Consider the following 14,389-nt stretch of genomic DNA (forward strand, 5'->3'; position numbering starts at 1 on the left):
CAACACTAGACTGAAGCGGTGGAAAATGAGGATGACAGCCGCGCGACAACGTACACGACACTCGCCGTGGGTTCGGATTTCCGCCACGAACTGGAGATCCGGCGGTCCCGTTTCATTACCGTTCTTCGGCGCTCACCAGACGAGGAAACCGCCCGCTCACTGGTTAGTGACCTGCGGCGTGAATTCCACGACGCCCGTCACCATTGCTCGGCCTTCGTCCTAGGTCCTGATCGGATGATTCAACGGTCCAGCGACGACGGCGAACCCTCGGGCACGGCAGGCATTCCCATGCTGGAGGCCCTGATCAAACGCGAGACCGCGCCGGGGGTGACGGACCTCAGCGACGTAAGTGCCGTCGTCGTGCGCTATTTCGGTGGAATCCTCCTGGGTGCGGGCGGCCTGGTCCGTGCGTACTCCGAGTCGGTGTCGGCAGCCCTGGAGCGGGCACCGTTGGTTCATCGGCGAAGGCTGCGCCTGTGCGCCATCGACGTCCCCCATGCCGAGGCCGGCCGTTTGGAGAACGAACTTCGCAGCGCCGGGTACGTCATGGCGGAGACCGGATACGAACCCCGGCACACCGTACTGCGAGTGGCTTTGCCGGATGATGCAGCAACAATTTCGGCGGCCCGCTCACGGCTGGCTTCGCTGACAGCCGGCAACTTGGAGCTCAGGCCACAGGGAACCGATTGGGTTGACGTCCCCCGCTAAACATGGCCGGCTACGCGGAATACGCAAAAGGACCCCTGCCCGGAGGCAGGGGTCCTTTTTTGGCTATTCAGCACATCCCGTGAGGGAGGCGGAATTAGTTGCCGGTCAGCTTCTCACGCAGTGCGGCGAGTGCTTCGTCAGACGCCAGGGTACCAGCGTTGGACTCGGCAGCAGCCGGCTCCGAGGAGTAGCTGGTGGTGCCGGAATCGCTCTCACCGGACGTTGCAGCAGCAGCGTCGTCAGCAGCGTGCTGGGCAACCTGCTTCTTGTGGGCTTCCCAGCGGGTCTGGGCGTCAGCGTACTGCTGCTCCCAAGCGGCGCGCTGGGTCTCGTAGCCTTCGAGCCATTCGTTCGACTCGGGGTCGAAGCCCTCAGGGTACTTGTAGTTGCCCTCTTCGTCGTACTCAGCGGCCATGCCGTACAGAGCGGGATCGAACTCGGTGCTGTCAGCGTCAACGCCCTCGTTAGCCTGCTTGAGGGAGAGGGAGATACGGCGACGCTCGAGGTCGATGTCGATGACCTTGACGAACAGTTCGTCGCCAACGGAGACAACCTGCTCTGCAAGCTCCACGTGGCGGACAGCCAGCTCGGAGATGTGCACGAGGCCTTCGATGCCGTCTTCGACGCGAACGAACGCACCGAACGGAACCAGCTTGGTGACCTTACCCGGAACAACCTGGCCGAGGGCGTGGGTGCGGGCAAAGGTCTGCCACGGATCTTCCTGCGTAGCCTTGAGCGACAGGGAGACACGCTCGCGGTCCAGATCCACTTCGAGGACCTCGACGGTGACTTCCTGGCCAACCTCGACAACCTCGGACGGGTGGTCGATGTGCTTCCAGGACAGCTCGGAAACGTGAACGAGACCGTCTACGCCGCCCAGGTCCACGAATGCACCGAAGTTGACGATGGAGGAAACGACGCCCGGACGAACCTGGCCCTTTTCCAGCTTGTTGAGGAACGTGGAGCGAACCTCGGACTGAGTCTGCTCGAGCCATGCACGGCGGGACAGCACAACGTTGTTGCGGTTCTTGTCCAGCTCGATGATCTTGGCTTCGATCTGCTGACCGATGTACGGAGCGAGGTCGCGGACACGACGCATCTCCACGAGCGATGCGGGCAGGAAGCCGCGCAGGCCGATGTCCAGGATGAGGCCACCCTTGACAACCTCGATGACGGTACCGGTAACGACACCGTCTTCTTCCTTGACCTTCTCGATGTCGCCCCAGGCACGCTCGTACTGAGCACGCTTCTTGGAGAGGATCAGACGGCCTTCTTTGTCTTCCTTGGTGAGAACCAAAGCTTCGACCTGATCGCCAACGGCGACGACGTCACCGGGATCAACATCGTGCTTGATGGAAAGCTCGCGGGAAGGGATGACACCTTCGGTCTTGTAACCGATGTCGAGCAGAACTTCGTCGCGGTCGACCTTGACGACGGTACCTTCGACGAGGTCTCCGTCGTTGAAGTACTTGATGGTGGCGTCGACAGCTGCGAGGAAGTCCTCAGCGGTACCGATGTCGTTAATGGCGACTACGGGGGTACCGGGCTTCTCGGTGGAGGTGATGGTCATGTAGTAGGGGCTCCGTTGTGGATAGTTAGTCGGTCAGGCAAACCGCTGCCGCCCGGGTCCGGACGGCAGAACACGGCAAAAACCGGGTCAACCTGATTTGTGGATTAGTACAAATGGATGCATGCACGTAGTACACGCCCGTTTATTCTAGTCGCATTGGCAAAGCAGGGTCAAAAGGAGTGTCACGGCGAGAGGATGTCTCCCAGACGCGTGAACGTGACTCCCTGATCCAGTAGCTGCGGCAGGGCACGCGCATAGCCGCCGGCTGTGCCTGCGGCCGGTCTGTTGAAGTGTGAAATGACGATGTCTCCGGGCACTACCCGTCCCACTTCGGCGGCAACGGTGGCCGCCGAAAACGTTGCTCCGCCGTCGCCGTTGACCGTGAAGTTGACCGGCAGCATGCCGAGCCTCCGAGTCACCTCAACTGTGACGTCGTCGTAGAACGCAGTACCAGGACGGAAAAACTGTGGGATCTTGCCGCTGATTTCCTGCAGTATCGCTTGGTTACCCATGAGTTCGTCGTAGGCAGCGGCGACGGTGGCGGTCCCGTGGATGCCATACGCCGCCCTGCCGTTCACCGACAGCGGGAGGTGGGCGGTACCGTGATTGGCGAGTTCGAACAGCGGGTCGACCGCCAGTTCAGCCGAAAGCGAGGGGTTGGCGTGGATCCATCGGCTGTTGACGAACAGGGTTGCAGGGACCTTGTGCCGGCGAAGAGTGTTCAGCAGTGCGTGGTCGCACCCTGTGCCGCCGGGCCCGCCGCAAGCGTCGAATGTCAACGCCACGTGATGCGACCGCGAATTGTTCACGACCCCCGTCACATGCAGTCCCCATTCCTTGCGCTGCCTCCCCGCGAACTCCGCCACGATTTGTTGCTTGTCAGGTATCGACTTGGGAGGAACGGCCGGTGCGAGGGCAGCGGCCGCCTGTTCACTGGACCTGGTGGCTATGGAGGGTGGCGGTACGGCCGGTCCCGTTCGCTGAGACATCGGAGCGGGCGGGCTTGTGCTTGACGTGGAAGGCTGCGTCGTACCGCCCCTGTCCGCACACGCCGTCAGGGCGGCGGAAGCAAGGCCCGCCATTCCAAGCAGCACTGATCGCCGGCCGGCCAATGGCCGCCGCTCGGAATCCCCCATGGATGTCCCTATCTGGTTTGTAGCTATGTGGTTGTAAAGACGTGCTTGCGAAAGACGAGGTTGCTAGAAGTGCGTCAGACAGTGAGCGGAACGTTCGACTGCAAACAACTGCTGGGCCAGGAAAGCAGCTCCCGCTGTTTTCTCACTGATACGACCTGCAGCGGCCAACGTTACCGGCGACACGGCCCCAAGGTAGATGGATGCGAGGTCTGTGACGTCCAGGATGAGGTCCGGCGCCTCGCCGGACGCTTCATTCACGACGGCGGCAGCACCGCCGTCGGACTCCAGAACCCAGGTGCCACCCGCCAGACCCAAAGAATCCGACACCTCCAGTACCAGCCTGCCGGCAACCGGGAAGCTGCGGGCGCGCAGGGCAGCAGGAGTATCGAGGATCCTAAGCCACAGCATGTCGCGGATCTCAGAGGCCTCGATGCACCTTGGATCTTCCAAGGCCCATGCGAGGGGGTCGTCCACAGGCGCTTCTGCCCAGGTCACTTCGTCAATGAGGTCGATGCTGCCCAGGAATCGCCACAGGTCCAGGTAAGCCGCGTTGCTTGCCGCGACGAGGTCCACGATTTCCATGGTGTAAGGCTTGTGGTCCCACCCTTTGAAGCGGTACGAAACGTAACCATCCAATGATCCGGAAGGGTCATAGTGAAGGGCGCAGCGGACGGAGGTGTCGGGCTTGCCGTCATGGCCGATGGAACCGGAGGCGAGCAGCCGGTAGTACTCTTGCCTGTCGATGGAACCCGGCGAGATTCGCTGGACGCGTTCAAAAACCTGCGGCGCGATGTCCAGCAAAACAGAGGGATCGGCGACTTCCACGGTGCCCAGCGGCTGGCCCCTGAGGCGGAATCTTGGCCCGGTATCAACCTTGATGCTTCGCTCAAAAGTGGCAACACCGAAGCCGAAGCGGCCATAAATGGACGCCTCTGACGCGGTGAGGGCGGCCATGGCCAGGCCGTCATCCTTGGCAGCTTCCAAGTCGGCGGTGATCATGCCGCGAAGAATCCCGTTCCGCCGGTGGGTGCCGCGGACTGTCACGGCGGTGACGAGGTTGGATTCAAGCTGGCGGCCAAAACCTATGTTCAGGGCCTTGCGCATAGTCGCGTACGTTGCCACCGGAACGTCGGAGCCAAGCGAATGCACAGGCACGGTGCCATTGGCGTAGACGCCTGTCAGTTCGCGCTTGTCCGTTTGGTAGGCCGCCAGGGTTTTGGCCAGGTATTCATCATCGCGCCGCTGTTGATGGAATCCGTGGGAGACAGCCTGCACCCAAGTGGTGCAGCGGCCATAACCGGCGTCATCAGGATCGGCTACGGCTGGGAAACGTTGGACGGTGTATTTTCCGGACATCTTTTCATTGGGATCGGCCACGCCTTCGAGCCTAGCCAGACGCCGGAGGGCGCGCCACCATAAAGGCGGCGCGCCCTCCGGCGTTCCTCTGAAAGCTTCCCTGGACTAGTGTCCGGCCTCGTACCAGCTGGAACCAACGCCAATCTGGACATCAAGCGGGACGGACAACTCGGCGGCCGAACCCATCTGGTCGATGACCAACTTCTCCACGGCTTCGCGTTCTCCCGGGGCCACTTCCAGGACAAGTTCGTCGTGGACCTGCAGCAGCAGGCGCGATTTAAGGCCCTGGCTGGCGAGCTCCGCCGAGACACCCAGCATGGCGCGCTTGATGAGGTCCGCAGCCGAGCCCTGGATGGGCGAGTTCAGGGCGATGCGTTCTGCTGCTTCCCTTGCCTGCCGGTTCGTGCTGGTCAGGTCCGGCAGGTAGCGTCGGCGTCCTTCAATGGTGGCCGTATAACCGTCCGTCCTGGCCTGATCCACTACACCGCGCAGGTAGTCACGCACCCCGCCGAAGCGGTCGAAGTAGTCCTTCATGAGCGTGCGTGCCTCATCCACGGAGATTTCCAGCTGCTTGGACAAGCCGAAGGACGTCAGGCCGTACGCCAGGCCATAGGACATCGCTTTCACCTTGGAGCGCATGGCACTGGTAACTTCGGCCGGTGCCACGTTGAAGATCCGCGATCCTACAAATCGGTGCAGGTCCTCGCCGTCACGGTATGCCTGGATCAGCGCTTCGTCGCCTGAAAGGTGAGCCATGATGCGCATTTCGATCTGCGAGTAGTCGGCCGACAACAGGCACTCGTAGCCTTCGCTGACGACGAAGATGCCGCGGACGCGACGTCCTTCCTCGCTGCGGACCGGGATGTTCTGCAGGTTGGGGTTGTTGGACGAGATGCGGCCGGTGGCTGCAATGTTTTGCGCATACGTTGTGTGGATGCGTGCATCATCAGCAACGGACTTTTTGAGGGTCTCCACCATCTGAGCCAGCTTGGAAGACTCACGGTGCGCCATGAGCTGGACCAGGAATTCGTGGCCGGTCTTCTCCAGCAGCCCCTTCAGGGAGGCGGCGTCCGTAGTGTACCCGGACTTGATCTTCTTGGTCTTGGGCAGGCCGAGTTCCTCGAAAAGGACCGTCTGCAACTGCTTGGGCGATCCGAGGTTCACCTCGTGACCGATCGCCGCGAATGCCTGTTCCTGGGCATTCTCGATCACCTTGGTGAGGTCCGCGAGTTGCTCGTCCATACGGTCCGTGGACACAAAGATGCCGGTCAGTTCCATCTGTGCCAGCACGCGTGCCACAGGAAGCTCCAGCGTCGTCAGCAGGGCGTCAGCCTTGATGTCGGCAAGTTCCGTTTCGAAGTGCTTGCTGAGGGCATGCACGACGGCGGCATGCTGGACGAGCGCTGCTGCTGCAGCCTGGTCTGTTCCACCCGAGAGGTCGAGTTCCAGCTGCCCGGACTGTGTGGCGGCCGTGGCAAGGGAGATCTTCAAGTGGACTTGGGCGAGCTCGGCGAGGTCGTAACTACGGCGGTCCGGCTGGATCAGGTAGCCGGAGATGGAGGTGTCATCCACTACGCCTTCCAAGCCGAGGCCACGGTTGTGAAGAGCCTTGAGGGCCGACTTGAACTCGTGAAGCACCTTGGCTTCCTCGGGGTCCTTGAGCCACCGGGCCAGGACGGCCTCAGCTGCAGCGTCAAGGCCCGTCAATTCGATGTACGCAGCTCCGTTGCTCCTGACAACAGCCAAGGCACTTGCGTCATCGCCGATGCGTCCAGGAACCAGTTGCACTGCCAATGCTGAACGCACACCGGATCCGGCTGCGAAGAAGGCCTCAAGTCCCGCGGCGTCCGTGAGTACCGAGTATTCAGGGGCATCGATGGTGTCGGGGGCCGCCCCGGCAGTGTCATCACCGTAGAGGTCGAACAAACGCGTACGGAGCGTCCGGAATTCGAGTTCCTCGAACAGATCCTCTATGGCCTGGCGATCCGGACGTGGCTCATGCAAGTCAGCCAAGGTGAGGGGTAGGTCGAGGTCGGTCAGGAGCCGGTTGAGCCTGCGGTTGCGCTTGACGTTTTCAATGTTTTCCTTCAGGGCCCCTCCCACCTTGCCGCCGATGGAGTCAAGGTTGTCCAGGATGCCTTCCAGGCCACCGTAGAGATTAATCCACTTGGCAGCCGTTTTGGGGCCAACGCCTGGAACGCCGGGAAGGTTGTCCGCAGTTTCGCCCACGAGCGCGGCGAGGTCGGAGTACAAACCGGGCTTGACGAAGTACTTCTCCTCGATGGCCGCAGCGTCCATCCTGGGGATGTTGCTGACACCCTGCTTGGGGTACAGCACAAAGACGTTGTCGTTGATCAGCTGGAACGCGTCCCGGTCGCCTGAGACAAGAAGGACTTCGAAGCCTGCAGCGTCACCTTGGGCTGCCAGCGTGGCCAGGACATCATCGGCTTCATAGCCGGGCATGGCTATGGTCCTGATGCCCCAGGCTTCCATGACCTTGGCAATGAGGCCGATCTGGCCCGCGAACTCCGCAGGGGTGGCGTTCCTGCCGCCTTTGTATTCGCTGTACTCCGCTTTGCGGAACGTCGTGTCGTCCGAGACGTCGAAAGCGACGGCAACGTGGGTGGGCTTCTGGTCCTTGATCAGGTTGATCAGCATGGACGTGAACCCGTGCACTGCGTTGGTGTACTGACCCCTGGCCGTGGAGAAATTCTCTGCGGGAAGGGCGTAGAAAGCCCGGAAAGCCATGGAGTGGCCGTCCAGGACCAGCAGCCTGGGCCGGCCCTCCCCCATGGAGCTGGTGGAAGCTGTGGCAGAGGGGGTGGGTGCTGTAGCGATGGCAGCAGCTTGGGCCGTTGGAACCTGGTCCGGTTTGGTTGTTTCACTCACAGGTGCCAGCCTAGTTGGCATGATGGACAATTTCACGCCGAACCGGTTTGTCGACGAACTCAATGAGGCAGGTGTTCCCGAAGAGTTCCACGATTGGCTTTCAGCGCATGGCGTTGGCGCCCTTGTGGTGAAACTGGGCATCCGGTTCACGGAAATGAGCGCCGAGCGCACGGTGGCCACGATGCCGGTGGAAGGAAACACCCAGGTGGCCGGCATCCTCCACGGCGGCGCGCATGTTGTCCTGGCGGAGACTTTGGGTTCGTTCGCCGCATCCCTCCACGCCGGCAGGGGTCGCCATGCGGTGGGCATCGAGGTGGGCGCCACCCATCACCGTTCCGTTGCCAGCGGCATAGTGACAGGCACGTGCACGGCCATCCACCTTGGCGGGACCTTGGCCACCCACGAGATCGTCATCACGGATGACAAAGGGCGCAGGCTCTCAACTGCCCGGATCACCAACATGATCCGGGACAACCGTCACTGAGCCTGAACCGTCACTGAACTGGACCGTCACGGCAAGCGGTAGTGCAGCTCGGCCGCGGCCCCACCCAGGATCTTCGACGAAACCAACTCAAGTGGCGCCGTCGGGCCGTTGAGGGGCAGCAGTCGCTTCCCTGCGCCCAGCACCACGGGAATGATGGTGACGATCATCTCGTGAAGCAGGCCGGCATTGGCGAATTGGGCCACGAGGTCGCCTCCGCCCACCAGCCAAACGTTCTTGTCGCCGGCATCCTTCAGCAGGTCCGGGGCGAACTCCCGGACGTCACCCCGGACAAAGGTGATATCCGAACCGGCCGGAGCGGAGTATTCGTGATGGGTGAACACCCAGCAGGGCGTGTCCGGATACGGCCATTTGCCGGGTTCGTGTTCCATGAGCCAGCGATAGGTATCGCCGCCCATGGCGATACAGCCGACGCCCGCCATGAAGGACTCGATGCTCTCGTTAACGCCCTCAACCTGGTCGAACTGCAGGAGCCAGCCAAGGTCGTCGTCCGGCGAAGCGATGAAGCCGTCAATGGTTGAAGCTACGTAGTACTGGAAAATCGACATGGCCCCAGACTAGGACATGACCCCGGACTAGTCAGTGGCAGGCTTACTGCTTCGCTTAACGGCGGGTGTTTCACCGGCTCGTTTGGAATCCGGTGGCGTTGCAGCGTCATTCGGCGGACTTGGGGTGTTGCCGGAATTGTCGTAGAAGAAGGTCACCGTTCCGGCGACATCCGCCGTGTCCGTGATGGATATCCGGATGGCGTCCCTGCCTTCGGCCGCGGGCATCCGCAAGTACAACGTCTGGTAGTCCCCTCCCCCGGCCACAACGTCCGGGGCTGTGGGGACACCGTCGAACAGGACCTCTCCTACCCGCACGTAGTAACCGTCCAAGCGGACAATCGTGCCACCGGCCCTGGGACCTGAGGCGCGGGTCGACCCGGTGACGGGCCGCAAGTCCCCGTCCACCACGGTCAGCCCGAGCAATTGCCGGGGGCAGGCTTCTCCAGGCGACTGTTCCGCTTTGAAGATGCCGCCGGGATTGCTGCGGTACTGCGCCACCACAGATGCTGACGTGGCGGCAACCCTGAACTCAAGGCACTGCCGTTGCGGGATCCGTGGGGTGTTGGCGACGGCAGCGGTTGCCCGCTGCCAGTCCTCTTGGCTTCCGGTCTGAAGGGCACGGCAGACGGCGGCACCCGCCAGCCAGACGGCCGCGTCTGCTGCCCCTGCCACGCTTTGGGCCAAGGCATCGCACTGAAATTGCTGGAGCAGGAGATACCGCTGGCCCGGGGCTGGATCATTCGGACCGACGGGTCCCGTGGGCACCCAACTCACCACGGTGGGACTCCGGGAAGGGACCTGGGGGCCTGGGGTCTCCTGCTGTTGAGTAGTGGCGCTGGAGCCGTGAGTAGGGTCGACGGCGGTGGGTTCGGGTGTTGCGGTCGTGGCGTCCGCAGAGTTGGTGCCTGACGGGGAGGCTTCTGCGGAGGCGTCCGAAGACGGGGTGCCCTCTGCCTGGGTCGATGGTGTCGTCCCCGATTGTGTCGTGCCGGCCTGAGCCGTGCTGGCCTGCGACGGAGTGGTCGCCGGTGGTGAGGCGGAGGTCGAGCCAGGCGGGAGACTGTCGTTTTCAGGAGGAAGGCAGGCCGAAAGTCCAAGCATCAAGACCGGAACCAGCGCCAGTCCGATGAGATGCTCCCGGGATCGGCACGTCATCACAGCCCCACATCTGCCGGATTAAAACAACGCAGCTATGTGCATAACTACACTGCTGATTATTCTCCCGAACGGACCTGACGGCTAGAAAGGGGCTTACTTCCCGAAATAGGGCACGATCAAGTAGATGCCGAAAAGAACGGCCAGTGCACAGAAGCCAAAGCAAACGAATGCCAGGGAGCGCACCAGGGCGGGCGACTTCTGCCGGGCGTCACCGGCGATGGCCGTCAGGCGAACGCCCAATGAGTAGAGCACGACCAAAGTCACTGCGGCCACGAGGGTTACTCCGCCCACCTGCAGCAATTCCAACCATTTCATCGCTGCACATCCTCGCTGGGGGTGGTCTTTCGGGACTTCTTCTTCTTACGGAACCGCACGGCGTGGCCGGCTTCTTCAACCTCGACGGCGTTGTGGTGGCCAACGTGCGACCTGCGGGAAACGACGAACATGAACAGGACCGCGGCAGTTCCCACCACTGCGGCGATGACGACGCCTACGACGCCGATGCTCACCAGGAGAGCTGTGAGGGCACCGACGATAGCGGAGGCCGGGAGGGTGAACAACCATCCCAGGGCGATCTTTCCAGCGGTGCCCCATCGGACGGATGTGCCCTTGCGGCCGAGGCCTGAGCCGATGACCGAGCCTGAGGCAACCTGTGTAGTGGAGAGGGCAAAGCCCAAGTGGGAAGAGGCCAGGATGGCCGAGGCGGTGCTGGTTTCAGCGGAAAAACCCTGAGCCGGCTTTACTTCGGTGAGGCCCGAGCCCATGGTGCGGATGATGCGCCAGCCACCAGCGTAGGTTCCGATGGCGATGGCGAACGCGCAGGCGGCGATGACCCAGAACTGCGGGCCGCTTCCCGGTGCCTGCGTGCCTCCGGCGATGAGGACCAAGGTGATGATGCCCATGGTCTTCTGGGCGTCATTGGTACCGTGCGCGAGGGCCACCAGGCTTGAGGTGAAGATCTGCCCGGTGCGGAAGCCGCCGCGTTTCTGCGTGAGCTTGTCACCGGTTTCGGGATCATGCCGCGAAGTCAAGGCATACGCGAGGCGGGTACAGATGTACGCAACAAGGCCTGCGATGAGCGGCGCGAAGATAGCGGGCAGGATCACCTTCTGAAGCACGGTCTCGAAGTTGATGGAATGCAGGCCGATGCCCACCACTGCCGCGCCGATGAGACCGCCGAAAAGAGCGTGCGAGGAACTCGACGGCAGGCCCTTGAGCCAGGTAATCATGTTCCAGAGGACGGCCCCCATGAGGCCGGCAAAGATAATGTCCGGCGTGATGTGGATTCCGTCCGAGCCTTCCCGGATCAGTCCGCCGGAAATGGTCTTGGCCACTTCCGTGGAGAGGAACGCGCCTACGAGGTTGAGCACGGCGGCCAGGGCGACTGCCGTCTTGGGCTTGATAGCCCCTGTAGCGATAGGCGTAGCCATCGCATTGGCGGTGTCGTGGAACCCGTTGGTGAAATCAAAGAATAGGGCCAACGCTATTACCAGCGCGACCATGAAGGTGATATCCACCTGTTGCCCAATCTGCAGAGTCGTCGACGTTCAGCAGTTTCACTTCCCCATACCTGCCATCCACAGCATAGTTCAGCAATTGTTCAACTGACTTGGCTTGCGGGATTCACTCTGGCGGGCTTGAAACCTTAAGAATCCTACGTGGCATCCGGTGAGCGGACAAACGTGCAGATGCTCCGTCTCAGCCCAGGTAAGCCCGTACGGACGCGAGGTCGCGACGGGACAGGCCCTTGCGGGGATCCGGTGAGATGCAAAGCACACGGTCCTGCTGGTATTCGGCCCAGGACCGGGCATCGGACTCCTGGCTGAGTTGGTCGTCAAGCCAAATGATCCGCTCGCTGCCGATGGCGGCCAGATCCTTTTGGAGGGCCGTCAGCTTCCACCACTCCGGGCCCTCATCCCAACCTTGACTGGACAGCACGGGCCAGTCATGGCCATTCAAGCCAATGGCAGGGCACAAAAACTCCGGGGCCAGGCGTTCCCACGTAGTAAGCCAGACAAAGCGCGCAGCTGGATGGCCCGCCAAATCATTGAGTTCGGCAACAACTTCCGGCGCATAGGCGACATCAAGGATCCCTGCGTCAGCGATGCTCCATTCGCCACCCCAGTCAGTGCTTCCGACCGGACTGAAGGGGTTCACCACGCCGTCGACGTCCAGATACACGGACACTGGCGCAGCGGCACCCTGGCTGGCATCCATGGCCACTCCCCCTTCCCCAACGGTTGTGAATCAGCCTACGGGAGAGCGGGGCAGGAGAAGCGGATCGCTGGAAACGGATGAGCGTCGAGAGACTGGATAAATCATTCTCTTGACGTGCGTCATGGAAGTGATATTCTCGAAGAATGGAAAAGCCCACAGTTCATTCCGCCAAAAGCGTCCGGGATATCGAGGACACAGTCCGTACGGATTTCCGGCATGCGATGTCGTACGGCGGATATCTGGACCTTGACCGCCTGCTCAGCTCCCAGCACCCCCTCAGCGAACCCGAACACCACGATGAGTTGCTGTTCATCATCCAGCACCAGACCAGTGAGCTCTGGCTGAAGCTGGTCCTGCACGAGTTGCTGGAAGCCCGGCGGCTTTTCGATGCCGACAACCTCGGCAAGGCACTCAAGTGCATCGCCCGGGTAAAGGCCATCCAACGCACCATGACCGAGCAATGGTCGGTGCTTGGAACGCTCACACCCCGTGAGTACGCTCAGTTCCGCGGTTTCCTGGGGAGCTCGTCCGGCTTCCAGTCGTACCAATACCGCGGCGTTGAATTCCTGCTCGGCAACAAAAACCGTGGAATGTTGCGCGTCTTCGAAAGCGAACCCGAGGCTCACGCATTGCTCGGAAAGCTCCTTGAGGAGCCCACGCTGTATGACGCCTTCCTCAGGGTTCTTGCGCGCGCCGGCTACGACATTCCGGCCGACATTCTTGACCGGGACACGAGCGAACCGTGGACGTTCCGCAAAGACCTTGTCCCCATCTTCCAGAAGATCTACGAATCGGACGACACCCCGTGGGGCCTCTATGAAGCCTGCGAAGACCTGGTGGATATTGAGGACAACTTCCAGGCTTGGCGCTTCCGCCACCTTCGGACGGTCCAACGCACCATCGGTTTCAAGGTAGGTACCGGCGGATCGTCAGGCGTGGACTTCCTTAAGCGGGCCTTGGACCTCACGTTCTTCCCCGAGCTCTACGCCGTCCGAACAGAAATCGGCAACTAGCAACTCCGCCCGGCCAGGGCCGCCCAATACTTCCGCAGGAGGAACCATGACCACAGCGCAGCAGACCCAAAAGCCGACGTCGGCCGAGCTGGACGCCGCTGATCCCCTCGCCGCCCAGCGTGAGGCTTTTTACACGCCCGACGCCGATCAGCTCGTCTCATATCTGGACGGCAACTCACTCGGACGCCCGCTGAAGGTCACCTCCGCGAATCTGGCTACCTTCGTTCACGACGCCTGGGGCAGCCGCCTCATCCGCGGCTGGGACGAGCAATGGATGGACGAGCCCATCGTCGTGGGTGACCGCATCGGCGAAGTGGCCCTGGGCGCTGCTCCGGGACAGACCACGGTGGGTGACTCAACCTCGGTGATGCTGTACAAGATGATCCGCGCGGCAGTCGACGCCCAGCCGGGCCGCAACGAAATCATCATCGACCGCGACAACTTTCCAACGGACCGGTTCATCATCGAGGGCATCGCCAAGGAGCGGGGGGCGAGCATCAAATGGATCGCCGCGAACCCTGCCAGTGGTGTGCGGGCGGAGGACCTGGACGGGTTGCTGGGCGAGCGGACCGCCGTGGTTGTCCTCAGCCATGTGGCCTACCGCTCCGGATTCCTGGCCGATGCCAAGGGAATCACCGCCAAGGTGCACCAAGCCGGCGCCTTGATGCTGTGGGACCTGTGCCACTCCGTTGGCTCCGTGCCTCTGAACCTGGACGAATGGGGCGTTGACCTTGCCGTCGGATGCACCTACAAGTACCTCAACGGCGGACCGGGCTCACCGGCCTTTGCCTACGTCAATGCGTCACAGCAGGATCGTTTGCAGCAGCCCATCTGGGGTTGGATGGGTGCGGACAACCCGTTCGGGATGACGGAGTCGTACAAGCCCGCGCAGGGCATGCGCAGGTTCATCACGGGAACGCCTCCGGTGTTGGCCATGCAGCCCCTCAAGGACATGGTGGAATTGATCGCCACCGTGGGAATGGATGCCGTCCGTGAGAAGTCGATCAAACTGACCGAGTACGCGATCGCGCTTTCCGAGGAACTCCTGGTCCCGCTTGGTGCGGAAATCGTGAGTCCCCGCAATCCCGCCGAACGTGGCTCGCACATCACAGTGGACCACCCGCTCTTCGCCGATGTCACCGCCAAGCTGTGGGAAAAGGGTGTCATCCCCGACTTCCGTCCCCCTCACGGCCTGCGCATCGGCCTGTCACCGTTGAGTACAAGCTACGCCGAGGTTGAGCTGGGAATCGCAGCCATCCGCGACGTCCTCTCGGACCTTCTGTGAGCCGGAA

Annotated in this window: 13 protein-coding genes; 4 read left to right on the forward strand and 9 right to left on the reverse strand. The window is 62.1% G+C overall.

The features are described from left to right. Nucleotides 1–18 precede the first annotated feature (18 nt). The gene (locus tag AC6CH8_RS03695) at nucleotides 19–708 is read left to right on the forward strand and encodes an IMPACT family protein (protein ID WP_498188679.1); all 690 of its coding nucleotides are present in this window, start codon (nucleotides 19–21) and stop codon (nucleotides 706–708) included. A gap of 94 nt (nucleotides 709–802) precedes the next feature. Here AC6CH8_RS03695 and rpsA read toward each other — a convergent pair whose 3' ends face one another. The 4 genes from rpsA to polA form a co-directional block, all read right to left on the reverse strand. Continuing rightward, nucleotides 803–2,278, reverse strand: coding sequence for a 30S ribosomal protein S1 (gene rpsA, locus AC6CH8_RS03700; RefSeq protein WP_011774756.1), 1,476 nt, complete (start codon nucleotides 2,276–2,278; stop codon nucleotides 803–805). 182 nt (nucleotides 2,279–2,460) lie between these two features. Next, nucleotides 2,461–3,144 carry a polysaccharide deacetylase family protein gene (locus AC6CH8_RS03705; RefSeq protein ID WP_498188680.1) on the reverse strand — a complete coding sequence of 228 codons (684 nt, stop codon included), beginning with the start codon at nucleotides 3,142–3,144 and terminating at the stop codon, nucleotides 2,461–2,463. 333 nt (nucleotides 3,145–3,477) lie between these two features. Further along, nucleotides 3,478–4,791 carry a GNAT family N-acetyltransferase gene (locus AC6CH8_RS03710; RefSeq protein WP_498188681.1) on the reverse strand — a complete coding sequence of 438 codons (1,314 nt, stop codon included), beginning with the start codon at nucleotides 4,789–4,791 and terminating at the stop codon, nucleotides 3,478–3,480. Between the two features lie 84 nt (nucleotides 4,792–4,875). After that, on the reverse strand, nucleotides 4,876–7,518 hold the full coding sequence (polA, locus tag AC6CH8_RS03715; RefSeq protein ID WP_498189234.1) for a DNA polymerase I: 2,643 nt from the start codon (nucleotides 7,516–7,518) through the stop codon (nucleotides 4,876–4,878). Between the two features lie 160 nt (nucleotides 7,519–7,678). Here polA and AC6CH8_RS03720 point away from each other — a divergent pair, with 160 nt between their 5' ends. Continuing rightward, the gene (locus AC6CH8_RS03720) at nucleotides 7,679–8,143 is read left to right on the forward strand and encodes a hotdog fold thioesterase (protein WP_243836761.1); all 465 of its coding nucleotides are present in this window, start codon (nucleotides 7,679–7,681) and stop codon (nucleotides 8,141–8,143) included. A gap of 26 nt (nucleotides 8,144–8,169) precedes the next feature. Here AC6CH8_RS03720 and AC6CH8_RS03725 read toward each other — a convergent pair whose 3' ends face one another. The 5 genes from AC6CH8_RS03725 to AC6CH8_RS03745 form a co-directional block, all read right to left on the reverse strand. Continuing rightward, the gene (locus AC6CH8_RS03725; RefSeq protein WP_091467313.1) at nucleotides 8,170–8,709 is read right to left on the reverse strand and encodes a dihydrofolate reductase family protein; all 540 of its coding nucleotides are present in this window, start codon (nucleotides 8,707–8,709) and stop codon (nucleotides 8,170–8,172) included. Between the two features lie 27 nt (nucleotides 8,710–8,736). After that, nucleotides 8,737–9,474, reverse strand: a complete 738-nt coding sequence (locus AC6CH8_RS03730) for a hypothetical protein (protein ID WP_498188682.1) — start codon at nucleotides 9,472–9,474, stop codon at nucleotides 8,737–8,739. 486 nt (nucleotides 9,475–9,960) lie between these two features. Next, complete coding sequence (locus AC6CH8_RS03735; protein ID WP_091467309.1) at nucleotides 9,961–10,182, reverse strand: hypothetical protein; 222 nt, start codon at nucleotides 10,180–10,182, stop codon at nucleotides 9,961–9,963. Next, nucleotides 10,179–11,384: an inorganic phosphate transporter gene (locus AC6CH8_RS03740; RefSeq protein ID WP_091467307.1), complete on the reverse strand. Its 1,206-nt coding sequence runs from the start codon at nucleotides 11,382–11,384 to the stop codon at nucleotides 10,179–10,181. The genes AC6CH8_RS03735 and AC6CH8_RS03740 overlap by 4 nt, the downstream gene beginning before the upstream one ends. 181 nt (nucleotides 11,385–11,565) lie before the next feature. Beyond that, the gene (locus tag AC6CH8_RS03745; RefSeq protein ID WP_498188683.1) at nucleotides 11,566–12,084 is read right to left on the reverse strand and encodes an HAD domain-containing protein; all 519 of its coding nucleotides are present in this window, start codon (nucleotides 12,082–12,084) and stop codon (nucleotides 11,566–11,568) included. Nucleotides 12,085–12,227: 143 nt separating this feature from the next. On the opposite strand from AC6CH8_RS03745, the gene kynA reads away from it, so the two are divergent. After that, nucleotides 12,228–13,097, forward strand: coding sequence for a tryptophan 2,3-dioxygenase (gene kynA, locus AC6CH8_RS03750; protein ID WP_498188686.1), 870 nt, complete (start codon nucleotides 12,228–12,230; stop codon nucleotides 13,095–13,097). Nucleotides 13,098–13,143: 46 nt separating this feature from the next. Next, nucleotides 13,144–14,382 (forward strand): kynureninase, encoded by a 1,239-nt coding sequence (locus tag AC6CH8_RS03755; protein WP_498188688.1) that lies wholly within the window; start codon nucleotides 13,144–13,146, stop codon nucleotides 14,380–14,382. Nucleotides 14,383–14,389: the final 7 nt, after the last annotated feature.

It is taken from the genome of Paenarthrobacter sp. GQ52, from assembly GCF_059759005.1.